The following is a 26162-nucleotide window of genomic DNA, read 5'->3' as shown; positions in this document are numbered from 1 at the left end:
TTTCAGCCTCACAGAATCTGCCGCAGTACATGATCAAGGCCGTGCTGCCACGGTGGCAGATGCAGGCCAAAAGTTTGCCGTAGTTTCAGAGTGGACAGTCGCGAGTTGGCCGGCCGTGTTGCCGGCAGCGGATACTCGGCTGAGCTGACAGGATGAATAGCGGCCGGTTTCAGTTTAAGCACCTTTCCAGTACGTTGAGCAGTTTCGACAATGGTCTGCGCAAAATCGCACCAGGTGGTAACCCCGGCAGCCGCGAGATGATACAGCCCATAGGGAAATCCTGCCTCCCCGGACCGCTGGTACTGTCCGACGACCTGCGCCGTCACGTCCGCTATCAGAGCTGCGGAAGTGGGCGCACCGAACTGGTCGGCAACCACACTTAAGTGCTCTCGTTCAGCAGCCAGACGAAGAACAGTCTTCACAAAATTAGCACCATGCCCACTGAATACCCAGCAGGTACGAAAGATGAGGTGTCGGGGTGCAACACGCTGTACCGCCCGGGTGCCCTCCAACTTGCTGGCACCGTAAACGTTCAGGGGGTTGGTTCCATCGTCTTCCTTATACCAGGATACATTGGCGCCGTCGTAGACATAGTCGGTACAGTAATGGATGAACAGCGCCTTTCTCTGCGCAGCCTCCTCGGCCAGTACGCCCGGGGCGATCCCGTTGACGGCAAAGGCTTCCGACTGCTCAGACTCTGCCTTGTCAACAGCCGTGTACGCCGCCGCATTGATGACAACATCCGGCCGGTTCTCCCGAATCAGTGCTCGCAGCTCCTTGCTGCTGGTAAGATCACATGCCTTTCTGTCAACGGCTGTGATCTCTCCCACCGGACTTAAAGCACGCTGCAGCTCAAACCCTACCTGCCCGTTACTGCCGGTAAGCACAATACGCATGGTCAGGCTCCGTACTGCTGGTTGATCCACTGCCGATAGCTGCCACGGGTCACACTGTCCACCCATTCCCGGTTGTCAAGGTACCAGCGAACGGTCTTACGAATGCCGGTATCAAAGGTCTCTTTCGGCTTCCAACCCAGTTCGCGTTCGATTTTGGTGGCATCAATGGCATAGCGTCGATCATGCCCGGGACGATCATCTACAAAGGCAATCTGCTCACCATAGGCCTTGCCGTCAGCACGCGGCTTCAGCTCGTCCAGCAGGGTACACAGGGTCCGGACCACTTCAAGATTTGTTTTTTCGTTCCAGCCACCGATATTGTATACCTCCCCGGGCAGACCGTTTGCCAGTACCTCGCGGATGGCACTGCAATGGTCGGCAACAAACAGCCAGTCGCGGATCTGAAGGCCGTCACCGTATATGGGCAGAGTCCGGCCGGCCAAAGCGTTATGCAGACAAAGGGGTATCAACTTTTCCGGGAACTGATAAGGACCGTAGTTGTTTGAACAGTTAGAGGTCAGGACCGGCAGACCGTAGGTGTGATGATATGCCCGTACCATATGATCACTGGCCGCTTTACTGGCGGAATAGGGGCTGTTCGGAGCATAGGGATGTTTTTCTGTAAAAGCCGGGGCTGCCGGGGGCAGTGTCCCATACACCTCATCGGTGGAGACATGAAGGAAACGAAAGACTTCCTGTTCAGCACCCGGTAAGTGCTGCCAGTATCCGCGTGCTGCCTCAAGCAACCTGAATGTTCCCACCACATTGGTCTGGATAAAGTCTTCCGGCCTATGGATACCGCGATCCACATGTGACTCCGCAGCAAAATTGACAATGGCACGAGGCCGATAATCGGTGAGCAGCCTGGAGACCAACGGCATGTCGCCAATATCACCCTGAACAAATAGATACCGTGTATTACCGGCAAGACCGGCGAGGTTTTCCGGATTGCCGGCATAGGTCAGCAGATCAAGATTTATGATCTGTTCGTCGATTTCATGAAGCCATTCAAGGATAAAGTTGCTGCCGATAAAACCGGCACCACCGGTGACAAGTATTGCCATAAAACGCCTTCCTGCTGTAAAAAAAATAATGGAATGCAGCCCTAAAGAAACGAACGATCACACACTGTAGTCCGGCACATACTCCGGTACAATACTTTTCAACGTCTCTTTAATCCCCCTGCTGTCCAGACTTTTTGCCTGTTCCTGCAAAGCTTCGAGCTGGTCACGTAACTGTTGACAATCATGTGGTTGCTGACCGCGCAGCACCATAATTTTTTCATGACCGGTGGGAACAATACCCTCGCCTGCAGTGATCAACTCTTCGTAGAGTTTTTCACCGGCACGCAACCCGATATACCGAATGGCAATATCATTATCCGGCTCACGACCGGTCAGCCTGATCAACTCCCGGGCCATATCGGCAATCTTCACCGGTTCACCCATCTTCAGGATAAAAATTTCACCGCCTTCCCCCATGGCACCGCTTTGTAAAATAAGCTGAGCCGCCTCTTCAGCAGACATGAAATAACGGGTCACCTCCGGATGAGTCACGGTCACCGGCCCCCCTCTTTCTATCTGTCGTTTAAACAAAGGCAGAACAGAACCGGACGAACCAAGAACATTGCCGAATCGTACCCCCATAAATCGAGTACCGTGGCTGGCCGGCACCTTACCGGCCCCCCTTTGTCCCTTATTCTGCAGCACCCGCTGCCAGGGTGAACTGACACAACCATCCCAGCAGTGGCTGTTGTAGGCCGACATCAGCAACTCGGTCACCCGCTTGGAAGCCCCCATGACATTCGTCGGCCGGACGGCTTTGTCGCTGGAGACCAGAACAAATCGTTCCACTCCATAAACAATGGCCGCCTCCATTAAGAGTTGGGTACCGACAATATTATTATCCACTGCCTGCCATGGATTTCGCTCGACCAGGGGCACGTGTTTATACGCTGCCGTATGAAAGACCACTGTTGGCTGATGCCGCTTGAAAATCGCATTGATCAATCGCATATCCTGAACTTTGCCAAGGACAGCCGTGGTAGCGATGTTTTCGTGCTCATGCCGCAACTCCATCTGTACCCGATACAGATTTTCCTCGCCGGCATCAAACAGGACAATCAAACCAGGAGCGAAACGGAGAATCTGACGGCACAGTTCAGACCCGATGGACCCGCCTGCTCCGGTGATCAGCACTGTTTTGCCGGTCAGATAACCGCCGATCTTCTCCTGTTCCAGCCGGACCTCCTCTCTGCCCAGCAGATCCTTGTACGAGATGTCCCGCATGGAGCGGATCGAGATGCCACCGCCGAGCAGCTCACCGATGGTGGGTAAAACTTTAAACGGTAAACGAGTCTGTTGACACAGTGTTACCAGCCGCCGCATCCTGTCCTTATCAATCACCATTGCACTGATGAGGATCTCCTGGGCCTTTACCCGCTGGGCATGGGCCTGCAGGTCATCGATCAGACCAAGGACCGGCACCCCATGGAGCCTCATGCCGGTTTTCTCAGGGTCATCATCGACAATGCCCACTGCCATGTATCGCAACAAATTGTTATCACGAAGTTCTTTTAAGATACGATCCGTAGCGTCTCCAGCCCCTATCAACAGCAGGCGTCTTTCTTCCGGTCGAAAACCTGTTGTAAAGACGTCATAAACCGATCCGCGACGAAGATACAGAAAACGGATCAGAACCCGATGCCCGGCAATGCTGCCAAATGTAAAAACCATGTCCAGCAAAAACACTGACCGTGAAAAACCAAGAAAACGCTGACTGAACAACAGCACAAGCACGACCAGAGCCGAAGAAAAAAGCGTGGCCAGCAGGACGTTCACAACATCATTGATGCTCGTATACCGCCACATGCCGCGATACAGGCCGAACAGGTAAAAACAGGGGAGCTTGATCCCAAGAATCAGAGGAAGCAGACCGGCAAACTGTCGAAATACTTCTCCCTGTAAAAAAGTCTCAAAACGTATGGCATAGGCGAGATAATGCGCCAGGATGATGAGTAACGCATCAACCACAAAGATAAGCCAGAACTTCGGATTCTTCACCAGGGTGTGAAGAAGTGTGATGTGTGTTCGTAGTGCAAACAAAGGAGGTACCAAAAAGACGGTATTGACAGTCAGCCGCACTGCCGCGCCATGAAGCTCTGCACGGCTGTTTTATAATGTTGAGCCCAGGATCTTATTTGAAGAAGATGATGCTACAGACGGTTTGAAGCAGGCTCCGCAGCAGATAACAGTACACAGAAGGGAACGGGCTGCAAATCTCCCGGGCGAAAAAAGCCTGCCCAATGCATCCGGTAGGATATACCTGCTTGCTCACAATAATTCAACGCATCTTGCGCAGATCTCCATAAAATCTGCGCGAAGGCTGCGAATGATATTCAATAATACGATACGTAGTCACAGCGTCATGACCAGTACAAAACAGATGCGGGGACACAGGCCTGAGACGGATAACTTTTGAAAAAATCAATGGACAGGTGCTTACCTATGGTTTGACCGCAAGCTCCTCATACTCCTTGTTTCTTTCTAAAAAAGCAGCTGCATACGAGCACTGCGGTACCACCTTTTTCCCCTGGCTGCGGACATCGTCCAGCGCAAATCGTGTCAGAATGGCCGCCACATTTTTTCCACGCAACTCCGGCGGCACAAAGGTATGCGTAAACACCACTGTATCGTTGTTCCGCAGTTCATAGACCAGCAGTGCCGTCTTCCCGTCAAGATGCAATTCATAGCGGTGCATCAGGTCATTTTTTATCGGTTCGTTTGCCATTACCACCTCCACGGTAAAATAATCAACGTATATGGATACACTTTTTAATCTCTTCACGCTGAGAAGCAACAAAGAACGAGAACCGGCCTCTGCTTTTTCTTCATCTGATTCTATGGTACAGTGACAGCCGACTGACCGGAGCATACATACCCGTACTCAACGACAATGAAAATTTCCCGACACACTCTTGTACAGCGACTTCGCCTGAAAGGGCTCATGGCCCGCATCAAGGATGACCCCAATGTGGTCGGGTTTTATCATAACAACGTTGTTCTCCTTCCGCATGGCGGAGATTTTTTTCCGGCACTCTTCCAGGCTGTCAACGAGGCTGTCACCTCTGTCTGCGCCGAATACTATCTCATCAGAAACGATCACACCGGTCAGACTTTTGCACAAAGCCTGATCAAGGCTGTGCAGCGCGGTGTACACGTTTCACTCATTTACGATGCCATCGGCTGTTTTGACACTCAGGCGTCATTTTTCAGGCAACTACAGGATCAGGGCGTGCACTGCCTGGCTTTTAACAGGCCGGCATTTTCGAAGCTGCGCTGGCTCGACCTGCGGAACCACCGCAAGATGACTGTCATTGACGGGTCCATCGCTTTTCTGGGCGGTCTCAACATCGGTGATGAGTATTCCGGCTTTGGCGACAGCCTGGAACGATGGCGTGATGTTGGTATGCGCATGGATGGCCCGGCTGCTGCCGAACTGCACCGACTTTTCTGGCAAACCTGGGAGCAGGAAAAAGGTCCCTTTACAAAGCGGCCGGTCCACACATCGCCCGATCCCGCCGGAGACGCAAACGTCATCATTGTCAACGGCTCGCCTCACCACACCCAACCACTTATCCGCAACTCCTTTCGTCTCGCCATGGCCGGAGCTGTCCATAGAATCCGCATTATGACGCCGTACTTTCTTCCAGGGCCGAGGATAGTTCGCTCCCTGCTCCGTGCGGTCAACCGCGGTGCCAGGGTACAGGTCATTCTGCCTTCGATCAGTGATGTACCGATTGTCCAGAAATTCAGCCTCGCCTATCTTGAACCCCTGTCCGAGGCCGGTGTCGAAATTTATACCCGCCAGGGAACCATCCTGCATGCCAAGGTCATGCTTATTGATGAACACTGGGTGACCCTGGGCTCGGCGAATTTCGATTATCGGAGTTTTTATCGTAACTTTGAAATAAACGTCATTATTGACAACCACACCTTTGGTACACAGATAAGTGACTTAATCGACGAAGAATTAAAAAAATCTACCCGGGTCGATCTTGAGCACACTATCCGTCTCACCAGGATGGAAAAAATACTGAAGTGGCTGTTAACGCCACTGCGTCACCTGCTGTAAAGCATGCCAGCCAACAGCGGAGGACACTGCGACCCGGCCACGTCAGACACACTGTGCTTGCTTTTCCATTGAGCCGGTGGTATCCAACAGCGATCCAATGACCACGATTGTCCAGGGGCTTCAACGGGTACAGGCACGAGACCAATACCTACTCCAAGTGTTTTCAAACGCATTCTCTTACTTCTATGAGCACATACTCCATAGGCATTGATACCGGCGGCACGTATACAGATGCTGTTCTCCTGAACAATCAGACCAAAGAAATGGTTGCCTGGCGCAAAGAACGGACCACCAGCCACGATCTGAGCATCGGTGTCGGCACAGCCCTGGCCGGTCTGCTGCAAGCCGGGGTAAACACTGCAGAGATTACCTGTCTTGCCGTGTCCACAACACTGGCCACCAACGCTGTGGTTGAAAACCGGGGGGCCAGAGTTGCCCTGTTTGTACTTGGCACGGTTCGTCCTTTCAGATTGCCGGTTGTTGCCAACATCTATCTCAAAGGCGGCCATACCATAACCGGCCAGGAAGATGAGCCCCTTGATCTTGAACGGTTGGTCGACACCCTGCCGGGACTCATCACGGAAGTGGACAGCTATGCTGTCTGTGGCACCATGTCGATAAAAAACCCGACCCATGAGCTGGTTGTCAGGGAGGCTATCCGTTTAATCGACCCCAAGCCTGTTTTCTGCTCACATCTGGTCTCCACCCATTCCGGAGTTCTCGAACGCTCGGCAACAGCGTGTCTTCATGCCAGACTCATGCCCTTAATGACCGAATTCCTGGACTCGATTCAACGGTCCATGACAACGACAGGACTCAACTGTCCGGTCATCATGATCTGTGGCAACGGCAAAGGTGAAGCTCTTGAGCACATAGCTGACCGTGCCGCCATCACCATGGCCAGCGGACCGGCGGCAACCGCCTGCTTTGGAACCACCAGCGGTTTGCGTTCAGCACTTGTGGTCGATGTCGGCGGCACCACCACGGATGTCTGTTTAATAAAAGACGGTCAGCCTCTGCTGAGCAAAGACGGCTGTACCATCGGCCAATGGCAGACCCATGTTGAAGCAGTGGACATGTACACCGCCGGTATCGGTGGTGACACACATGTCCTGTGCGGACCCGACAGGACAGTCTCCTTAACGACCACACGTGTCCATCCCCTGGCCATGACAATGGACCTGCCCGACCCCGGGCAGTGGCTGACCGGCGGAGACGATACCCTCGTGCTGCCGGTAAAGGGTCTCAGCCGCGAGCTGATTGCACAAGATGTGCTGCTCAGCTTTCTTGCAACACATGGTCCGGCCACACCGCGTACTCTAGCGGATCAGACAGGTATTCGCGGCATCCTTCTCGAAAAACGCCTGGAACGCCTGTTGTTTCTCCAGCACATCACTGTTGCCGGATTCACCCCCACTGACGCTCTCCATGCCTTAGGACTACTTCAGATCGGTAATGCCGGAGTAAGCCGACAGGCTGCTCGTCTTTTGGGTGGCACAGTCGGGACTGACACCACAGACTTCTGCCGACGGGTGATCGAAAAGACCGAAACTGCCATAGAAAAGGCCATCTTAACCTATCTTGCCCGTTCTATCTGGGTAGAAGGCAACAGCGCTCACTTTCTCAACCGCCTGGATAATGACCTTTTTTCCGTTCGTTTTGAACTTAAACTACCGATCATCGCCATCGGCGCGGCAGCCCGCTGCTTTCTCCCCAACGTTGCTGCACGCCTGGGAACAACGGCCACCTTTCCGAAGCACTACGAGGTTGGCAATGCCATAGGTGCCGCCTTGATCGGATCAGCCGAATCTGTCCAGGCATAACCGCCGGCAAGTATGAAACCCGGGTTCCGACAGGTAATGACTGTTCAAAAGATGGGCGGCATTTCCGCACTGCCTGACAATGAACTTCCCCCTTTACTTCCTGGTTGCGCGGATTATCCTTGAGAGGCACTCTCATCAAAAGATAAAAAACAGATCATGGATATCTTAATAGGGCAGTTTGATACATACCTGCAGTCATCCCTGTTGATTTCGCTCTTCCTTGCCTTTGCCGGCGGCATTCTCGCCAGCCTGACACCCTGCATCTACCCGATGATTCCCATAACCGCCGGGATCATTGGTCATGCAAATGTCGGCGGCTCCAAATGGCGGGGTTTTTCCCTTTCACTGATCTATGTAGCCGGTATGGCCTGCACCTATGCGGCACTTGGTATCTTTGCCGCCGCTACCGGCAGCTTTTTTGGGAGCATCAACACCAACCCCTGGACCTTCCTGATCGTGGGAAATGTGATCCTGTTTTTTGGTCTGGTCATGCTCGACGCGGTCCAGTTACCGACATTGCCGGGCTCACTTCTCTCAAAACGGATCGGATTCGTCGGCCTCTTCATTGCCGGCATGTCTTCAGCTCTGGTGGCCGGCCCCTGTACCACTCCCATCCTGGGGAGCCTGTTAATTTATACAGCCTCATCGCAGAGCATGCTGACCGGAGGGTTACTGCTCTTTGTATTTTCCCTGGGAATGGGTGTCCTGCTCGTCGGTGTGGGTACCTTTTCAAGCTTCCTGACCTCCCTGCCCCGCTCGGGATCATGGATGGTGACCATCAAGAAAACCATAGGGATAGGTATGCTTGTCATTGCCCAATATTTTTTCATCAAAGCCGGTGCGCTGTTTCTCTGAGCGATCACGGCTGCATCCTTCAGTTTCTTCCTGTCCGGAATCATTATGAACAACATCCTTATCCGAACCATCGTCAGACTGTGCCTTCTTCTTTTCCTCTCTACGCCTGTGTGGGCGGCACAAGTGGGGGAACCACTGATCCCGTTCAAGGGAATCGATCTCAATGGTGAGTCCTATGATTTACAAGACAGCATCGGCACCAAACCCATCATGCTCGTCTTCTGGACATCCTGGTGCCAGACCTGCAAGTCTGAAGTCCCGAAAATCAATGCCCTGGCCGACAAGTTCCAACAGCGCGGCATGGAATTTGTCGCTGTTAACGTTGGTTTCAATGACACTGTTGAGCGGGCACAAAACTTTGTCCGCAAAACCGGTATGACCTACAGAGCATATTTCGACGGTTCCGGCACCATTGCGGGTAAATACGGCCTCCAGGGCGTACCAACCATCATCATTGCCGATCGTCAGGGGATTATTCAGTTCCGTAATTTCTTTGCACCAAATATTCCGGACTCTTCGTTTGTGCAGTTATCAGCAGAGAAGTGAAAGGATCAGGGTTCATCGGCAACGTCAAGCACCGTATACACCGCCTGAATCTCCTGGGGTATGGAAACCGGCTTGCCGGTCTGCAGATCGCAGAATATAAAAAGCGTGGAGGCGACAGCCAAAAGGCTGCCGTCTGCAGGCCGGAAGAACTTGTATTTGCGTAACGATCGGATTTTGTGCAGGCTGCTGACCCAGGTCAGAATGGTGAGTTCATCGCCAACATAGGCTGAATGATAGTACTCAATGGTATGTGAACGAACAATCCAGGTGCGGCCAATTGAAGTATATCGTTCATAGGGCCACCCAAGTTGAGCGGAATGGGCCAAAGCTGCGTCCTGGATCCATTGCACGTACTGCACGTTATTAACGTGCCCGTTGGCATCAATAACCGCCGGCTCCACCACCACGTCAAGTCTACCGATCTTCGTCATTGCCCGCCCTGCTGCTACGTGCGAATTCCTCCAGGTTGCGACCGGTAACCGCCGCCAAACGCTGTTCTGCCAGCTGACAGGCGACCAGAGCCTGAGCCAGACGGCTGTGGGTGGCGACCAGATCGCGCTGGGCCTCGTTTAACCGTATCAGCGGGGACTCTCCGGCCTCATACTCATTTCTTGCCAGATCTCGATTTTCTTCAACGAGTTTCACCGTCTCCCGCTGCAAACGTAACTGCTCATCGGCAGCAGCCAGCATCGCCAGCTCCTGCCTGATCTCTGATGCGACTGTATTGCGCACACCTGCAAGGGTATACACTGCCTCTCTCTTCGCCTCTTCGGCCTCAATCATCCGCGCTTTATCAGCACCGCCTGCATAGAGATTCCAACTCATATTCATCCCCACAGTGCTTCCAAAGTCGTGGCTGGATAAGCCGGCACTCCCTTCACGGGCACCTTGAACCGAACCGGCCAGCCGGACCTTGGGATACAAAGGTGCCCTGGACATGCCCATGGAGGCCTCCGTCTGTTTCACCACCATCTCCAGACGCCGGACATCAGGACGTTTGGCTAAAGCCTCCTGTATCAGCACTTCCGGACTCTGGGTCACGGCCGGAGGGGTCGCGCCCTGATCCAGAGCAGCCAAACGAAGCTGCGGCGGCAAGGTGGCTTCCGGCAATCCTAACAGTGCCGCCAGTCCATACCCCGCAGCCTCAAATTCGCGCTGAGATCGGATCAGACTGTTCTTTGCTGAGTTGACCTGCACCCGGATGTTTAAAACATCTCCCCAGGGCCCGGCGCCGATCTTGAAACGGTTCTGAGCATCCTCAAGCTGCTGGGTGTAAAAGGTTTCATCAGCACGGTTAATGTCAATAAAGGTCTGGGCAAGCTGGGCATTGAGAAAGGCCTCGGCTGTTGCTGCGACCAGCAGACGCTGACTGTCAATCATACCGGCATCTGCCGCCTGTTCATCATACTGCGCCTGCTGTTCCTTAAACGTTCGATAAAACCCGTCAAACAACAGCCATGTTGCCTCAACTCCCGACTGATAGATCGAATCAGTCTGATCGACCGTCATGCCCAACTGTCGAGCGAAGAGCCTGTTGTTATCATATGCTCTGTCGGATAACCGCTGTCTGGAGCCGGAGGCGCTGACATCAAGACTCGGCCACCAGGCAGCCATCGCCTGTTGAACCCTGGCCCTGGCCTGTTCAATCCGCGTCAGTGCCGCCGCCATATCAGGATTACCAGCCAGAGCCAGGGCCTGCGCTGTCTTCAAATCCAACACTTTGGTGGTAGACAAGTCAGCCACGACCGGTTGTTTCACTGCCAGGGCAGTCCCGGTCAAACTGAAGAACACCACCAAAATTACGCCGACCATCCGTTGCATATATTTCTCCAACCCCATTGCCCCTGTCTGGTTTTATGCACGCCCTGAAAAATGACTCGCCTGTCGGCACATGTTCAGTGCCGCCGGATCAACAGTAATTTTCAACACGGTATCATGTGCCGCTATACTCCGCACCTGCCCACTGGTGACCACAGCCGACAAGGCCGGTCACGCTCAGATACGTTTTGAGGGCGATCACAACAGATCTGTCTTTTTCAGAAAACGAACAGCCAGCAAGTAACCGGCAGCCAGTACCATTACCCAGGTAACAGATAAAACGATGCTCATCATGCCATACCTCCTGAACAGGCAAACAGATTGGTCAAACCTCTCGTAGATTTTCTACAACAGCAGAGAATACCATTTAATAGGCAGCATGGTCACTGATATCCTCGATCTTCACCTTTTCGCGATTCAAAAGCCACCAAACGTAGATAATGTACCCAAGCACAAAAGGGATTGCCAAGGCAACGTAGGTCATCACCTTCAGCGTATACGGGCTGGACGAGGCATTGTATATCGTCAGACTGGATTGCAGGTCAACCTTCGACGGATAAAAGGAGGTGTTGTTATAGGCCGGCAGGAGCAGAACCGTCAGGCCGATCAATACGGTTCCCAGGCCACCATACCATATGCCACCGGTTTGCTGCGTTTTAGCGGTTTTCCAAACACCGACAATCAACAGACCCAATCCTGCCACTAACATCACCAGTAACCATGGATTGGCCAGTAGATTACGCAGGAACTTAAAACTCACGATCTCAATCGTACCCTTGGCATCAACAATGCCGTACCCACGCATAAACAGAAGAGAAACAACAATAAGAAGGCAGAGAGCCAGCGCGACCGAAAAGTTCTGCAAACTCGCCCTGCGCAACCGACCTTCCATTTCCGGCACCTCGCCAAGCTCCAGATTATTCACCAGGTACATTGCTCCCAGGGTGCGGGCATTGAAGACCAGAAACAGGCCCAGGGCGATGTTGAACACCGAGGCAACTGAAAGGCTGAGAGCAGCCTCAAGACCACGCAGCGGATGGGTCCAGGTAACGAAGTTATTGGAATCCAGTGTAAAGTTTGCACCGGTATAAAAAGTGCCGACAGCCGCACCGATCAGGAGCAGGCTGGCTGTTCCGTTTATGAAGAGAAATCCTTCATAGGTCAGGCTACCGTAGATGTTCCACCGTTTTCTTCTGAATTCGTAGCTGACCGCCTGGATGATGAAGGTGAAAAGAATCAGAATCCACACCCAGTAGGCACCACCGAAAGATGTGGAATAAAATTTTGGGAACGAGGCAAACAGGCAGCCGCCGAAAACGACCAGCGTTGTAAAGGTCAACTCCCACTTTCGTCCCAAAGAGTTGATGATCAGATCTTTTTCAGTCTGGTTTTTTGCAACCTGCCACAGCAGACTCTGTCCCCCCTGAACAAAGGTCAGAAAAAGAAACAGGGCACCGGTAACAGAACAGAGTAGCCACCAAAGATGCTGTAAAGTCGAATATTCAAGTTGCTCGATCATATCAATCCTCCTCCGGTCCGATGTTGACCTGTTTGACCATGATGGCGATCTCTGCTACGAGCAGCAGGGTAAAAAGAACCAGGAACATAGCAAAGGTGGTCTGTACAGTGCCGACGCTCAGGTTGGTTCGGGCCACAGTAACAGGCAAGAGCCCCTGAATCGCCCAGGGCTGACGTCCCACCTCTGCCACAACCCATCCGGACTGGGAAGCAATCAGTCCGAGGATGTAGGTGATGGTCCCCAGACCAAGCAGCCATTTCTTCTCAGCCAGCGTCTTCTTAAAAGAGTAGTAGAGAAAACCAATAAAAAGCAGGGGGAAAAGAGTTCCGAGCCCGACCATGATATGAAAAGCATTAAAAGAAAGGGCCACTGGAGGCACGGCTTCTTCGGGTTTTTTCAGATACCCGTACCCCAAAAACTCCTTGTTCTCGTTGAATGCCGCCAGGTGCACCTCTGCTGCAGCCGTATCGTCTGCTTTCCTGGCCTGTTTGTAGGCATCAAGACTGGCCACAGCCTGTTTACCGAGCTCCATCTTCTGCGCCGTACCAAGGATATTATGCTCAGTGTTGCCATAGACCAGATCTTTCATCCCCGGCACGTACGAATTAAACGATCGATTTGCCATCAAGGACAGAATACCGGGAATATGGAGATTAAAACCGATGAAAGGATCCTGGTTATCATACACCTTTTTTGCCGTGTTGATGAGACCGATTGCCACAACACCGGCGTTTGTCTCACCTTCATACAGGCCCTCAAAAGCGGCCAGCTTCATCGGCTGTACCTGTGCGATCTCATACGCCGACTCGTCACCGTTGAATATTGTAAAAATTGAGGCAAGAAGCCCCAAGGTGGCGGCAACCATAATCGAACGTCTGGCCATGAGGACATGGCGGCCACGCAGCAGATACCAGGATGAAATCGAAACCACGAACAGCGCCCCGACGATCATGGAAGAGCTGGTGGCATGTGTAAATTTATTCACCGCATAGGGGGAAAAAGCGACCTCAAAGAAGTTCTGCATCTCGAAGCGGGCCGTATCCGGATTGAATGCCTGCCCGATCGGATACTGCATCCATGCATTGGCAACCAGAATCCACACTGCGGAAAGACTGGACCCGAGCGCCACCATCCATGTGGAAAAGAGGTGAAATCCTTTGGAAACACGATTCCAGCCGAAAAACATCACTGCAAAAAAGGTGGCCTCAAGGAAAAAAGCAAAGATCCCCTCAAGGGCCAGCGGTGCACCGAAGATGTCACCAACCATCCAGGAATAGTTCGACCAGTTTGTCCCGAACTCAAACTCTAAAATAATGCCGGTAGCCACACCAATGGCGAAGTTGATACCAAACAGCTTCATCCAGAATCTGGTCAGTCGCTTCCAGTCTTCGCTGCCGGTTTTTACATAGATGGTGTGATAAAACGCAATGATCCAGCTGAGCCCCAGGGTCAGCGGGACAAAGAGCCAATGATACATTGCGGTCAGAGCAAACTGTGCCCGTGCCCAGTTGACCATTCCCAGGTCGAGATTTTCAATCATGGTGCCTCTCCTTTACCAAGGTTAGTGCTGCCAAGAACTTCCCGGGTCAACTGTTCAAGCACATGATCCGCTCGCTGCGCATCAGTTGCAAAGTTGACCGCCAGAAAATCAGGAAAGAAAAAAACTTTAAAAACTGCAAATAATATAAACAGTTTGAGAAAAATAATTTTCCAGAGAGTATAGCCAACAGTCATCTCGCTAAACCCATCTCGATAAAAACGATAGATACGATATAAAAACCGGAATCGGGGTGGTGAGGATTGGGTCATTGCCGGATGGCTGGTAGGTTGCTGGTTGTTACAGGTCCTTCGGTATGTGTGGACTTCGGTACGGACTGACTGCACATGTTTCGTGCTTAACGGCTCAGAACCAATATGGTGCATGGTTGTTCAGCAGGCGGCAATTACCGTTCTTCTTTCCCTGCACAGGCCGGAAGAAAATCAAATCTCTGCTCAAAACATGCCTGCCTTACACCTTCGGTCAAACCTCAACATGCTCATCCAGAGCAGAGCCCCGGAAATCTAAGCAGGTATATCTCAGGATAATGACCTTCCCAAGATTTTCTGTCAACCATTCAGAGCCGGTATTCCTGACAGTCAAGAGAACCAGAGGTTGATTGAGCAGTCAGCGGGACAGTTTTGCAGCCAATCGCTGTTGAGCAGGGACTCGTTCTTTTTATTCCCGATTACCCAATCCGCCGTGTACTGTCAACACGATTTCCTCACCTGCAGAATCGGCCGGACACGACTGACAGCTTTTTTAACGAGGAACGGTCGGCGTTTGCTGAACCGTAGAAGAGAGAGCCGGATCAGGCCATGGCAACTGTTCGGTGTTTACGAAGATACTTTTCACGAAACACACCCAGCTCAAGCATATCCTTGAGATAGACATCCGAACGGTCAAGGTAAAAGGCAAGGGTTTTAGCAAAATTCCGACCGAACAGACCGTCAACAATAACCTGGCTGATCTCCCGGTGTCGCTGGAGAATTAATTGCGAACGGTAAAAAATCAGCCACTCCTCCGCAGACATCGTGACAACGATCTGCTGCAACGCCTTACGCGCCCTGGGTTGGTGCAACCAGATATACATCAGGTCCAGCGCATTGACCATGAACACGTTTGTCAGGTCACCTGCTTCTTTTTGTATGGCAGAGATCAGTGATTTCGGCGACTGGAGTAAATCGAGGGCATCCGCATCCGGAAACAGAACATCCAGCCGGGCATAGGCGGAAAACAACTGCGAAAGCTTGTTATGGTAGTCAGCCAGACGAATCCGGACGTTGTTCTCCCGATCGGCAAACCCTTCGATCACAGCGGCCACACAGTCAGAGGCCAGTTTAGAGATAATAGCGGCCCACTTCTGCAGGCCCTCCTCGACACCGGGAATCATGGCCAAATGGAGAACCGATGCCAGGCCGAAATTGAAGAGAAGAGCAAGGGGAATCGACAGGACTGACCGGAAAAAATTACCGATGATGGCACTGCGCGGTAAACCGCGGAGAACATTATGCGCTGAAATATAGACACCATTGGCAAGTGCTATTATCGAGTACAACGCCACCGGATTGGTGGTGGTCGTGATACCTAAAGCCTGCTGCAACAGCACGGTTTTGACCAGGTAATCAAGCAGAGGGACTGAAAAGCCTGTAAAAAACAACGAGTCGGCAACACGACTCCAGCTGACCAGAGAATCCCATGGTAACAGCGGCGAGCGTCTCAGACCGCCTCCACCTAAAATAGACTGGATGATATTCCGGGTGCCGGTGATACCAAACCAGATAAAAGCACCAAGGTAGGCAAGCACCCACCAGTCTTGAATCAGGAAGAATGTTAAAAAGGCGGGGATGAAACCAACAGTAATCTTCAGGACATTACAGAGGTGGGTGTTCAGATAACGATGTGACGGCCCTTTACGGTTGAATGTTCTTTTTGCAGGCAACCGGGTATCAGCAACCGTCTCAGAACGAATTCCGCCAAGGGTGGCAACATTGCCGTCAAATCCGGGATGCACCTCAAACCGATCCAGACTCCAGGTGTCCCACCGATGCTCCCCGTTTCGATAGCTTTGCTGTTCGGCTCCAACCAATCGCCTGTACCAGGGAAACGTCTTTTTCGGGTTACAGCGAAGATGATAATGGTGAATCATCCCGGCACTGACCGGCAGGAGCTTGGGTGTTCCCTGGGTATGTTTTTGAACAACCTGCCGCAATGCTCGCTTTGGGAGCGTGTCAAGCACGATCAACCCCATACCATGGTGCAATCTGGTTTGACCGGTGGAGCCTGACCCGATGCGGGAACCAAGATAACGTTTGCCGTACAGGCTGTGAAAGGAGGCGATATCAAACAGAATGGCAAGCAAAGCATCCTTGCGCTCGTTCATATCGGTCAGTTCTTCCCGGATCCTGGCAGAGAGTGCTGTCTCGTCCGATTGCCCGTCCAGCTCTTCACATCGCTTTTCCACTGCCAGGCGAGCCTGTTCATAATTCCAGATAATGGTACGGATCACACGCTTAAGAGCAATGACATTGTCTTCGTTGAGTGCTTTTTGCAGTTCGTAGATCAACCTGTAATTTCGTTCCGGACTGACAATATCCACAGCCTCACCCGAGAAACCACTATCTCGTATTGAGGCAAGCGCCGTCATGCCGTAAACCGAATCCTTGAGATTGAACACCTCGACATGCGTTATTTTCCCCTGGCAGTCGTACAGTAACTCCAGTGCGTCCTGTACTGTGCAGTTACTTAAATTCAACGTGAAACGTGAACTTGAGTGCATGGAGGCAAGGCGGGTGAGCAACTCGGGAGGTGTCAGATAGAGTAATGCCGGCATACTGTCATCATACGGGACCGCCGGATTTCGAAGCTCCGGGTTGTTCGAAGGCTGCAGCAACCGGGCGATACTGTCCTGCTGGCTCAACTTCGCCATTTTACGGGTATAGGCCTGCAAGGCTTCCTCACGCTGCCGGCGATCCGCAGTGGAGATATCGTCCTGAGCCCGTTGCATCTCCTCCCTGAGCAGGTCGGCATACGTCCGGTAGATATATCTGGTGAGATGCAATAAGGACGGCTGGCCAGCCCCGACAAAATGGAGAAAAGCTGCCTCATCCAGAGGTTGGCTCTCTGTCTCCAGCTCCTGATCAAGTGCCGGTCGATGCGTCCTGTTAAAGGCGGCGAGCACCTCAAACACATAGCGCTGCTGATAGCAGGACACATCCCGTCCCAAGGTCATTAACTCCTGAACCGGGCCTTCACGGAGAAACTGCAGCACACTCTGACGATCAAAAAAACCCTCGAGTTCCCAGAGAAACCGCACGAACTTGTTACGAAACCTCGCGGAAAACTCAATACCGATACGGACATGGATATCAAGGATGGCAGCGGCTTCCAGTAACTCTTCCACCACCTCCTCATCCACATGGTTGTAGTACACGACCGTCAGTCTTCGGATACCTTTGATCCATGCGTCCATCAACAGATGGGTCGGTGACTTGCGCCCCTTGGTATTCGCATCATGGACGCGGTCATCAAAGGCAAACTGGTTCCAGTCTTCAGGCATCTCCAGAAGATGGTATTTTGCCAGCTCTTCACGCACCCGCAAGGGCTTGCCTGTGTACACCCTATGAAAATCGTGGGCCAGCTCCAACTGCCGCAGAGGATCGTCCTGACTGCGGACCAGCTCCTTCATGATCTGCATCAGGACGCGGGCAGTGTTTTTATGGTAATAGGAGGTGGCGGAACTGAAAACTTCGTCACGCAGGATACGCAAAGCCGTAATCCGATCATTGGCCTTGCCTGTTTCAAGAGAGCCCAGCAGACTGACAATGGCGTAAGCGATTCGCAAGCCGCTGGGAGCTGCCATCTCCTTGATACCGCGGGGATGCATGTAGGGAGTCATCAACGAGTCGGCATACTGTACCCGAAAATCACGTTTGAGGACGTCGTTGACAATATCGAGCAACTTGTAATCATCGCTATCAAAAAACAGAGAAGAGGCTGTTTGCTGCACGGCTTATGTCTCTCACTGGGCGGGACGGTTTCGTTCGGCAAGCAGATATTCGAGGATGCTGTTACTGGGCATGGGCCGGGAAAAATAGTACCCCTGAACCTCATGGCAGCCCATGGCATCGAGCCGGAGCAGCTGTTCTTCAGTCTCCACTCCCTCAGCAACAACATTCAGACGCATCTGCTGACTGATCGCAATGATGGTGGAGATAATACCGCTGTTCGTCTCAAGATCATCAATAAACTGCTTATCAATCTTCAGGGTATTCACCGGCATTTTGCTCAGAGAGCCAAGCGAAGAATATCCTGTACCAAAATCATCGATTGAAAAGTAAATGCCCAGATCACGCAGACGATGCATGATCTTGAGCGTATAGGCAACATCATGCATTGCTGTTGTTTCCGTAATTTCAAATTCCAGATACCGGGGATCAATCTGAAATCGTCGGATAAGGTCCTCAACAATGTCGACAAAATCAAGGTTATGAAACTGCCGTGGAGAGATGTTGACGCTGACAGGAACGGCCACACCCTGCTGCTGCATAGTGGTGTAAAAGGCGCAGGTTTCCTGCAGGACAAATAAACAGATCTCATCGATCAGATTTGACTCTTCAGCAATCGGGATAAAGGCACCGGGGCTGATCATTTTCCCGGCTTTCTGCCAACGAACCAGGGCTTCCAGCGATGAAGTGCGCCGGGTGGCAATCTTGACCTTCGGCTGATAGTGGACGACAAACTCCCGGTTGAGAAGCCCGTACCGTATTCCGGTTTCCATCCGGAGCTTTTCATATAACTCATTATGCATATCCTTGCTGAACCGGGCATAACGATTTTTTCCTTCCCGTTTGGCCTGATACATGGCCATGTCGGCACTTCTGATCAGATCCTGGGCAATTTCTCCGTCACCGGGATACACAGCGATGCCGATACTGGCGTTGATATACATCTTTTTAAAATCAAGAATGAACGGCTCCTTTAACACGGCAGATATCCGGCTGGCCGTTAAAAAGATCAGTGAGTCGTTCTCCACCCGCTCCAGAAGCAGGATGAATTCATCGCCGCCGATACGGCAGAGTACATCGTTGCCGTCCAAAAGAGAAGAGAAGCGTTGGCTGGCCTGCTGCAGCAGATCGTCACCGTGACTGTGGCCAAAGACGTCGTTTATATTTTTAAAATTATCCAGGTCAATATACAGAAGGGCTAACTTGCCGCCGTCACGCCTGACCCGGGCAAGGCTCCTCGTCAGTTTTTGTTCAAAATACAACCGGTTCGGCAACCTGGTCAAGATGTCATAGTTTGCCATGAAGGCGATCTGCTTTTCCCGTTTTTTCAGTTCGCCGATCTCGTAAAACGAGGCAAAATAATGGATAGTCCCGATATCACCGCTCTGCAATCTGTTGATTGTCAGCCATTGCGGGTAGATGGTGCCATCCTTTTTCCGGTTCCAGATCTCCCCTTCCCACACCCCCTTTTCGTCAAGCGATTGCCACATCTGTTCATAAAACTCAGCACCATGCTGTCCGGACTGAAGACTTCTGGGGTTTCGGCTGATGACTTCCGCCTGCTGATACCCGGTAATGTTCGTAAAAGACTCATTGACCGCCAAAATTCGACCGGTACCATCAGTAATCATCATGCCTTCGCCGGCACTGTCAAAAATGCGTTTATATATTTGCAGGAAGGCCTCGGCGCTCTTCCGTCGCTGCGTCTCGACAGTGAGTTTTTCTTTTCCCTGCTTAGATTGCAGTGCACACCTTTCCAGCTCGGTCAGTGCGCGGCTAAGGGCACTGATCTCGTTACCGTCGCCCCCGTCCGGATCATATCCGGATGGAGACACCCGTTGCAACACCCGCCATAGCGGTGCGGCAATCCTGGTATTCAGCATAACCGTACCCGTTATCGCACAGGCTGCGCCGGTCACCAGGAGTATAATCGTCACCAGACGAACTGTCTTGAAATCGGCAAAAACAGATCTCGCCTCTGTGGTGATACCGACAATCATGTCGTAACGCGGCAGACGGCCTAAATAGAGAAACTGTTTCAGATCAGCCTGCTCCGGCGGTTCCTGCCATTGCACACAGACAGTCTGTGTCTTTCCCAAGGACCTCCAGCCGGGAAGAGCCGCAATGTGTGCAGTCAAAACTGCGGCTGCCTGTTCCTTTAAGACAGGGTGCAACAGCACCTTGCCTTGCGTATCGAGTAAAAAGGCAACACCGGATCGTCCGTAACGAACATTACCCATCCACTGCTTCAGAGAAAGAAAATCGATGAATCGTACAATTTCTTCCGGATACCAGATCCCGACAACAATCCAATCACAGGGTTCGAAATAGGAGAGAACAAGCCTTCTGGACCGTCCCTGCCGACTGTTTTCAGGCTGCTGATGGCTGACAACCTGTTGCTGTTTTTCTCCCATCTGCTGTTTGAACAACGGCCAGAACTCCCGGTACGTCTGTTCTTTTAAAATATGTTTACCCACAAAGGTTTCATCAGGATGAAACTGCACGATCCCCTTGCTGTCAAATCCCATCAGGTAACCGGTTCTGCCGATGTGACGTGTCTCAAAGTCCTTGCCAAGCAACTGTTTACCGGCTGCAGCTATCACTGGATTATCCTTTTTGTCCTGTGCCAGAGTCCGGGTCGCCTGATGCAAAGTTTTCTCCATCAGGTCAGACATATACCGGCGAACGGCTTCGTTTAATGCCGTTTCGACGGACTCTGCAACGCTCGCTCCCGCTGCTTCCAGATCCTGCTCAATGGTCCGCTGCCACTGTCTCAGACTCAGATACAGGATAACTGTGCAGAGAACGAACAGGCTGCCAACAACAAACAGGTTGCCAAACAGCAGCTTTTGCCGGACAGACCACTGTCTTCTTCCCATGAAGCGATCAATCCCTGACATCAATTCCATAGTGCGGACATCTCATCTGACAAGAATGTAAACAGTGAACCAGGGGATACTGCGCAGCACAAACTCAAAGTCAAACCCTCATAACTGCAAAATAGTGTAGCGCATCCACCCGGGGTAAGACAAAAAAAATCTGCCGGCCTGATCATGGAAAAACAAAATGCAAGACCTGTCTGCCGAAAGCAGGACAGCCGTGCACACATCACTGCTCCTCATGCTGGAAGCTTTGCAGCTGGTCTGCGATGTATAAACGTGCATCCAGGGCATACACTCCGCCTGAAGCAGTGAGACGGATCGGGTTGACATCTATTTCACGGATTTCCGGATGATTGACCAGTACATGCGAGAGAGTCAGAATGCTCTGGGCAAAGGGTGCCGGATCAAATGGTTGTCGGCCCCGTATGCCGGCAAATATTTTCGCAACTTTAAGTCTATCTATTTTTCTCCTGACCTCCTCCAGTGATGTTGGACAGAGTACTCGCTCAACATCCTGGTACAGCTCAACCAGAATACCACCGTCACCAAACATCACTATAGGCCCGAAGGAAGGGTCCTGTAATCCGCCGATAAACAGATCGTGCCCGGACGGAGCCATTGCTGTCACCCGTACCCCATCAAATCGCGCCTCAGGACGATGCAGAAGTAGATGTTCCCGGATGTCGGCAAAGCCATTGACAACACCATCCTCATCCGCCACATTGATAAGGACGCCATTGACCTCGGTTTTATGAACAACCTGAGGTGATACCACCTTGAGGACAACCGGAAAACCAAGACGAACAGCAACGCGGACAGCCTCTTCCGGAGTTGTCGCAATGGTTGCCGGTAAGATGGGAATACCGTAGTCGCCGAGAAGTTGCAGAGCCTCTTCTCCGACAACCCCGCAATGCTCATGCAGCCACATCTGTGCCGACTCAGGCTGCAGGCCCCGAAGATCGGGATCAGGGACAAACACTCCGGCTGTTTTGTGACCGTAAAACCGCATCTGCCGGTAGAGGGCGCCGACAGCCTCCTCAGGACCGTTGAATACCGGGACAGTCGTCTGCTGTTTGATTGCACGCAGCCGGGTATCGTCACCATACAGTGCCAAAGCCAGGGGCTTGCCGGATGAACGGATGGCACCGGCAATCCCCAGTGTCAGATCTGTGTTGAACATGGCTGTGAATACATCGGTACCGCCGGGCGGCATATGCGGCTGCTGACTGGCAAAAACCGCACCGTCAACACTGTCGCTGGCAAGGACATGGCTGAAGATCGAAGAATACCTGTCAACCTGGTAGAGATCTCCCATATCAAGCGGGTTGTTCAGGTCAATGACCCCTGCATTGGAGATCCCTGCCAGCTCTGCATAAAAATCCGGCCCGGGATCAGCAAAACTGAAGGCATGCTGTTCGCAAAGATCAGCCATCGCTACCCCCAGGCCACCTGCCGGAGTCATGACCATGATCCGCTTTCCCCGCATCGGCGGCAGGTTAAAGGCCTTGGCCGTGGTGATAAAATCATGGAGGTGACGGATACGGATAATGCCTGCCCGCTCGAATGCCGCATCCAGGACTGCATCATCATTGCTTAACGATGCGGTATGGCTCATGGCGGCACGACCGCCGGCTTGCGTCACATTGGCCTTATACACAATCACGGGTTTATCCATCTGCTCGGCCAAGGCAAGAAGCTGTCTTCCTCTGTTGACGCTCTCAAGGTAGAGACCGATGACCGTGGTTGCAGGATCAGAACCGAGGTATTCAAGAAAATCACATTCATCCAGATCCAGCTTGTTGCCGATACTGCTGAACTTCGCCATGCCCACCTGCTCACTGTTCAGCAGGTTCCACAGAAAAATTCCAAGCCCGCCGCTTTGGGTGACAAGTGAAAAACCACCCTGCCGTACCGGATAGGACGGGACAAAGGGCAGACAAAGTCCACTGCCGGTATCAGCCAGAGCCAGGCTGTTGGGCCCAACAAACCGAAGGGCATTGTCCCTGGCGATCTGTATTATCCGGCGGGCATGCGCTTTGCCTTCCTGATCTGATTCATTAAAACCACCCGTCTGAATCGCCAACCGCCTGATCCCTGCCCGGGCGCAGTCCTCCATCGCCTCTGCCACATATCGTGCCGGCACAAGTAAAACCGCCAATTCAGGGACAACCGGCAATTCCGCGGCACTACGAACGACCCGGACACCGTTGACGCTTCTTTCCTGCGTGGTGGGATTAACGCCGAAGACCTGACCGCGATAGCCCCAGCGCCGGCAGTTTTCAACGATTATGCGGGCAACGTTGTGGTTCTTTGATGAAATTCCGTAAACAGCCAGAGAAGCCGGAGCAAAAAAGATATCCATAAACACAAGAGAACACGATGAAGGGAGAACAGACGTGCGGAAATACAGCTGACCTCCTGCTGGAGCACCATCAAAACCGTTGGGTTTTTCGAAGAGAGCTGACTCCAAGACTGCAGATAAACCAAAGACAGGCAAACAAGATGATCGTAGCCCCGGTAGCGGTACGCGCCCAGTCCTGTGCAGAGATAAGAAGACCTGCAATCGCCGAACTGAGGCTGATGAGCTGTGACCACCAGAACATCCCACCCGCCGACCGGGCAAAGTTGCGGGCTGCGGCTGCCGGCACAATCAGAAGAGCGGTTACCAGCAAAACGCCGACCGCCTGGACGGCAAACATGACGATCAGTGCCAGCAGACCGGTGAAAAGATACTGATGGATCGCAACACGAACACGGTGGGCCTGGGCCAGGGTGGGATTCAGTCCGATATAAAGCAGGTGATTATAACTGATCACCTGAAAACATAGCACAACAACGAACAGGCCGAAAAGAGCGCAGAGCTGCAGATCACTGATGGTCAGAATATCACCGTACAGAAACCTTTGCAGGTCACGGGCCAGGGAGCTGTCGCGACTGACAATGGCCAGACCAAAGGCAACCACAGCGGAAAAAAACACCCCGATGACCGTGTCCGAAGATAAGGTGGAGTGCCGCTGCATACACATAATGCCCAACCCGACCATCAGGCCGAAAACAGGCATGGTCCAATCAGGATTCAGCGAGAAGATCAGGCCCAGGGCAACACCGGCAAAAGCCGAGTGGCTGATGGCATCCGCAAAAAAGGACATGCGAAAGTTAACCACAAGAATACCCATGACCGCTGTCATCGGTGTTAACAGCAACAGGCCCAGCAAAGCCTGCTGCATGAACCGCGCCTGCATGGCCTCACAGGGAAAGAGCAGGGCCAGCACACCATACAGTGCGGTTAAATCAGGCATCAACATGCTCCTGACAGCAGGGTGCGGAACATTGCGCCCGGTCATCAGGCATGGAGCGGGAATTTACCAGTCCCATGTGCATCCCGAAAATTGCGGTAAGATTTTCATTGGTCAGCGTGTGCCGCGGTGGACCTTCCGCCGCGACCCTGCGATTCAGACAGATCACATGGGTTGCATGGTGGGTAACGGTCGCCAGGTCATGACTCACCATCAGCAGAGTAAATCCTTTTTGTCGGCGCAGGTCATCAAGCACTTCACAAAAAACCAGCTCACCCTGAAAATCGACTCCTGCGGAGGGTTCGTCAAGAACCAGCAGATCAGGTTCCTGCTGGAGCGCCAAAGCCAGAAGCACACGTTGCAACTCACCACCGGAGAGCGCACCAATCTGGCGATCCAGTACATGCTCAGCCTTGACCTGGGCCAACCTTTCCCGGGCCTGCTGTCGAAAAACACCGGCAACACCAAACCAAAGCGGATGCTTCTGAAACCCCATGGCCAGAAATTCGCTGACCGTCAACGGCATGCCCCGATCAAAATGTAACCGCTGGGGAACGTAACCGATTCGAGGTGTAGATTCGTTGCACCTGACGATAATGTGCCCCTGATAATCAATTTCTCCCAGCAGTGCGAGCAGCAGGGTGGTTTTACCGGAGCCGTTTGGACCGATGATCGCCGTACAACTCCCTTTCGGGACAGTAGCACTCACCTGGTCCAGTATCAGAACACCACCACGTTCAACGGTGACCCCTTCAAACCGGACCGCAGCCTCAACAGAAGGAGCAATCAGGAGATCTTCAGTTGCTGCCAAGAGTCTGCTCCAGAGTAAGATAGTTCTGCTGCATAACCTGCTCGTAATAGTCCAGTGGTGCCTGCTGGGGACCGCTTGCCACAGGGTCCAGCCGGGCAACGGGAAGAGCTGTCTCCCTGGCAATGGCTGCCCCGACGGCCTCCGGATACTGGGGTTCCGTGAAGACCGCACCAGCATGACGATTTTTTATGATCCGGGTGATATGCAGTATTTCGGCTGCTGACGGCTGCTGACCGGCATGCGCCTGAACAACCGCCACGACCTGCAGCCCCATGTCCCGGGCAAGATAATCAAAAACACCGTGCTGGGTGACAATCCGGTTGTTCTTCAGTCGTTTTCCCAGGTCAGCAAAGGCCCGGTCCAGCTCACCGAGCTGCCGGCCGTACTGTCTGGTGTTGGCAGCATATTGAGCAGCATGAGAGGAATCAAGGCGAGCCATGGCCCGGCCGATGTTATTGACCAGAAGGGCAGCCATTCGGGGACTGGCAAAAAGATGTGGATTAAGAGTATGATTGAGCGCATGTTGCTCAAACTGCTGCTCTCTGCCTTCGGGATGGTGGTCATGCTTGTCGGAAGCATCAAAATCCGTCTCTTTATAGGATATGACCTCCTCTATTCCCGCGGAACTGTCGATCACCCTCAATCCGGGACCGGCCTTTTGTATCGGCCCGCTGAGAAAGTCTTCCAGGCCGAGACCGTTGACAACCAGTACATCAGCCCGGCTCAACTTACGCATATCCTGGGGAGTTAAAAAATAGTCATGGGGACATCCGGTCTGGGCTGGAATCATCAATTCGACCGTAACGCCGGCAACACCCCTGGTGATATTGCGTGTGAACTGATACAGGGGAAACGTCGTTGTCAGGACAGTCAGTCGCTTTTCCGCAGATTGTGTCACAACAGGCGACAGCAGCAGGAACAGAATCCCGACAAAACACAGTACAGTTGCAGTATATTTCATATCTTGTGGTCGTTTACTTAAGTGTATCCAAACAAATAGATAACATTATATCGCTGTCATGGTGCTCGTCAATCGGAT

General features: G+C 52.5%; 19 protein-coding genes. 4 read left to right on the top strand and 15 right to left on the bottom strand.

Annotated features, from left to right (window positions below; all coding sequences use genetic code 11):
* Positions 1–8: 8 nt before the first annotated feature.
* The 4 genes from rfbD to HP555_RS04665 form a co-directional block, all read right to left on the bottom strand.
* The gene (gene rfbD, locus HP555_RS04680) at positions 9–896 is read right to left on the bottom strand and encodes a dTDP-4-dehydrorhamnose reductase (RefSeq protein ID WP_199264029.1); all 888 of its coding nucleotides are present in this window, start codon (positions 894–896) and stop codon (positions 9–11) included.
* A 2-nt stretch (positions 897–898) separates the two neighbouring features.
* Positions 899–1960 carry a dTDP-glucose 4,6-dehydratase gene (gene rfbB / locus HP555_RS04675; protein ID WP_199264028.1) on the bottom strand — a complete coding sequence of 354 codons (1062 nt, stop codon included), beginning with the start codon at positions 1958–1960 and terminating at the stop codon, positions 899–901.
* A 57-nt stretch (positions 1961–2017) separates the two neighbouring features.
* Complete coding sequence (locus HP555_RS04670) at positions 2018–4000, bottom strand: polysaccharide biosynthesis protein (RefSeq protein ID WP_269846858.1); 1983 nt, start codon at positions 3998–4000, stop codon at positions 2018–2020.
* Between the two features lie 400 nt (positions 4001–4400).
* A complete protein-coding gene (locus HP555_RS04665) occupies positions 4401–4685 on the bottom strand; it encodes a GNAT family N-acetyltransferase (RefSeq protein WP_199264027.1) in 285 nt (94 codons plus the stop codon).
* A gap of 165 nt (positions 4686–4850) precedes the next feature.
* Between HP555_RS04665 and HP555_RS04660 the strand changes: the two genes are divergently transcribed.
* From HP555_RS04660 to HP555_RS04645, 4 genes are all read left to right on the top strand, one after another.
* Positions 4851–6029 carry a phospholipase D-like domain-containing protein gene (locus HP555_RS04660; RefSeq protein WP_199264026.1) on the top strand — a complete coding sequence of 393 codons (1179 nt, stop codon included), beginning with the start codon at positions 4851–4853 and terminating at the stop codon, positions 6027–6029.
* A gap of 185 nt (positions 6030–6214) precedes the next feature.
* Entirely contained in the window at positions 6215–7852 is a 1638-nt protein-coding gene (locus HP555_RS04655) for a hydantoinase/oxoprolinase N-terminal domain-containing protein (RefSeq protein WP_199264025.1), read from the top strand.
* Between the two features lie 156 nt (positions 7853–8008).
* Positions 8009–8707, top strand: coding sequence for a cytochrome c biogenesis protein CcdA (locus HP555_RS04650; RefSeq protein WP_199264024.1), 699 nt, complete (start codon positions 8009–8011; stop codon positions 8705–8707).
* 45 nt (positions 8708–8752) lie between these two features.
* Complete coding sequence (locus HP555_RS04645; RefSeq protein ID WP_199264023.1) at positions 8753–9253, top strand: TlpA family protein disulfide reductase; 501 nt, start codon at positions 8753–8755, stop codon at positions 9251–9253.
* A 5-nt stretch (positions 9254–9258) separates the two neighbouring features.
* On the opposite strand, the gene HP555_RS04640 is transcribed toward HP555_RS04645, so the two are convergent.
* The 11 genes from HP555_RS04640 to HP555_RS04590 form a co-directional block, all read right to left on the bottom strand.
* Positions 9259–9684, bottom strand: a complete 426-nt coding sequence (locus HP555_RS04640) for an acyl-CoA thioesterase (protein WP_199264022.1) — start codon at positions 9682–9684, stop codon at positions 9259–9261.
* Complete coding sequence (locus tag HP555_RS04635) at positions 9668–11074, bottom strand: TolC family protein (RefSeq protein ID WP_199264021.1); 1407 nt, start codon at positions 11072–11074, stop codon at positions 9668–9670. The genes HP555_RS04640 and HP555_RS04635 overlap by 17 nt, the downstream gene beginning before the upstream one ends.
* Positions 11075–11438: 364 nt before the next feature.
* The gene (locus tag HP555_RS04630) at positions 11439–12590 is read right to left on the bottom strand and encodes a cytochrome d ubiquinol oxidase subunit II (protein ID WP_199264020.1); all 1152 of its coding nucleotides are present in this window, start codon (positions 12588–12590) and stop codon (positions 11439–11441) included.
* 1 nt (position 12591) lies between these two features.
* Complete coding sequence (locus HP555_RS04625) at positions 12592–14130, bottom strand: cytochrome ubiquinol oxidase subunit I (RefSeq protein ID WP_199264019.1); 1539 nt, start codon at positions 14128–14130, stop codon at positions 12592–12594.
* Positions 14127–14399 (bottom strand): DUF4492 domain-containing protein, encoded by a 273-nt coding sequence (locus HP555_RS04620; RefSeq protein ID WP_199264483.1) that lies wholly within the window; start codon positions 14397–14399, stop codon positions 14127–14129. Before HP555_RS04620 ends, HP555_RS04625 begins: the two co-directional genes overlap by 4 nt.
* Positions 14400–14938: 539 nt before the next feature.
* On the bottom strand, positions 14939–18136 hold the full coding sequence (locus tag HP555_RS04615) for a hypothetical protein (RefSeq protein ID WP_199264018.1): 3198 nt from the start codon (positions 18134–18136) through the stop codon (positions 14939–14941).
* Between the two features lie 12 nt (positions 18137–18148).
* A complete protein-coding gene (locus tag HP555_RS04610; protein ID WP_199264017.1) occupies positions 18149–21043 on the bottom strand; it encodes an EAL domain-containing protein in 2895 nt (964 codons plus the stop codon).
* Positions 21044–21242: 199 nt separating this feature from the next.
* Positions 21243–23378, bottom strand: a complete 2136-nt coding sequence (locus HP555_RS04605; protein WP_199264016.1) for an acetate--CoA ligase family protein — start codon at positions 23376–23378, stop codon at positions 21243–21245.
* A gap of 70 nt (positions 23379–23448) precedes the next feature.
* Positions 23449–24315 carry a metal ABC transporter permease gene (locus HP555_RS04600; protein ID WP_199264015.1) on the bottom strand — a complete coding sequence of 289 codons (867 nt, stop codon included), beginning with the start codon at positions 24313–24315 and terminating at the stop codon, positions 23449–23451.
* Positions 24308–25123, bottom strand: a complete 816-nt coding sequence (locus tag HP555_RS04595; protein ID WP_233249244.1) for a metal ABC transporter ATP-binding protein — start codon at positions 25121–25123, stop codon at positions 24308–24310. Before HP555_RS04595 ends, HP555_RS04600 begins: the two co-directional genes overlap by 8 nt.
* Positions 25110–26084 (bottom strand): metal ABC transporter substrate-binding protein, encoded by a 975-nt coding sequence (locus tag HP555_RS04590; RefSeq protein ID WP_199264014.1) that lies wholly within the window; start codon positions 26082–26084, stop codon positions 25110–25112. The genes HP555_RS04595 and HP555_RS04590 overlap by 14 nt, the downstream gene beginning before the upstream one ends.
* Positions 26085–26162 lie beyond the last annotated feature (78 nt).

It is taken from the genome of Desulfobulbus oligotrophicus (assembly GCF_016446285.1).
GTDB lineage: Bacteria > Desulfobacterota > Desulfobulbia > Desulfobulbales > Desulfobulbaceae > Desulfobulbus > Desulfobulbus oligotrophicus.
This window is presented reverse-complemented; position numbering and strand designations above follow the sequence as displayed.

What these genes read in the sequence shown, in the direction of transcription:
- rfbD (WP_199264029.1), bottom strand. Translation starts at nt 896, where the DNA reads ATGCGTATTGTGCTTACCGGCAGTAACGGGCAGGTAGGGTTTGAGCTG.
- rfbB (WP_199264028.1), bottom strand. Translation starts at nt 1,960, where the DNA reads ATGGCAATACTTGTCACCGGTGGTGCCGGTTTTATCGGCAGCAACTTT.
- HP555_RS04665 (WP_199264027.1), bottom strand. Translation starts at nt 4,685, where the DNA reads ATGGCAAACGAACCGATAAAAAATGACCTGATGCACCGCTATGAATTG.
- HP555_RS04660 (WP_199264026.1), top strand. Translation starts at nt 4,851, where the DNA reads ATGAAAATTTCCCGACACACTCTTGTACAGCGACTTCGCCTGAAAGGG.
- HP555_RS04655 (WP_199264025.1), top strand. Translation starts at nt 6,215, where the DNA reads ATGAGCACATACTCCATAGGCATTGATACCGGCGGCACGTATACAGAT.
- HP555_RS04650 (WP_199264024.1), top strand. Translation starts at nt 8,009, where the DNA reads ATGGATATCTTAATAGGGCAGTTTGATACATACCTGCAGTCATCCCTG.
- HP555_RS04645 (WP_199264023.1), top strand. Translation starts at nt 8,753, where the DNA reads ATGAACAACATCCTTATCCGAACCATCGTCAGACTGTGCCTTCTTCTT.
- HP555_RS04640 (WP_199264022.1), bottom strand. Translation starts at nt 9,684, where the DNA reads ATGACGAAGATCGGTAGACTTGACGTGGTGGTGGAGCCGGCGGTTATT.
- HP555_RS04635 (WP_199264021.1), bottom strand. Translation starts at nt 11,074, where the DNA reads ATGCAACGGATGGTCGGCGTAATTTTGGTGGTGTTCTTCAGTTTGACC.
- HP555_RS04630 (WP_199264020.1), bottom strand. Translation starts at nt 12,590, where the DNA reads ATGATCGAGCAACTTGAATATTCGACTTTACAGCATCTTTGGTGGCTA.
- HP555_RS04625 (WP_199264019.1), bottom strand. Translation starts at nt 14,130, where the DNA reads ATGATTGAAAATCTCGACCTGGGAATGGTCAACTGGGCACGGGCACAG.
- HP555_RS04620 (WP_199264483.1), bottom strand. Translation starts at nt 14,399, where the DNA reads ATGACCCAATCCTCACCACCCCGATTCCGGTTTTTATATCGTATCTAT.
- HP555_RS04610 (WP_199264017.1), bottom strand. Translation starts at nt 21,043, where the DNA reads ATGGAATTGATGTCAGGGATTGATCGCTTCATGGGAAGAAGACAGTGG.
- HP555_RS04605 (WP_199264016.1), bottom strand. Translation starts at nt 23,378, where the DNA reads ATGGATATCTTTTTTGCTCCGGCTTCTCTGGCTGTTTACGGAATTTCA.
- HP555_RS04600 (WP_199264015.1), bottom strand. Translation starts at nt 24,315, where the DNA reads ATGCCTGATTTAACCGCACTGTATGGTGTGCTGGCCCTGCTCTTTCCC.
- HP555_RS04590 (WP_199264014.1), bottom strand. Translation starts at nt 26,084, where the DNA reads ATGAAATATACTGCAACTGTACTGTGTTTTGTCGGGATTCTGTTCCTG.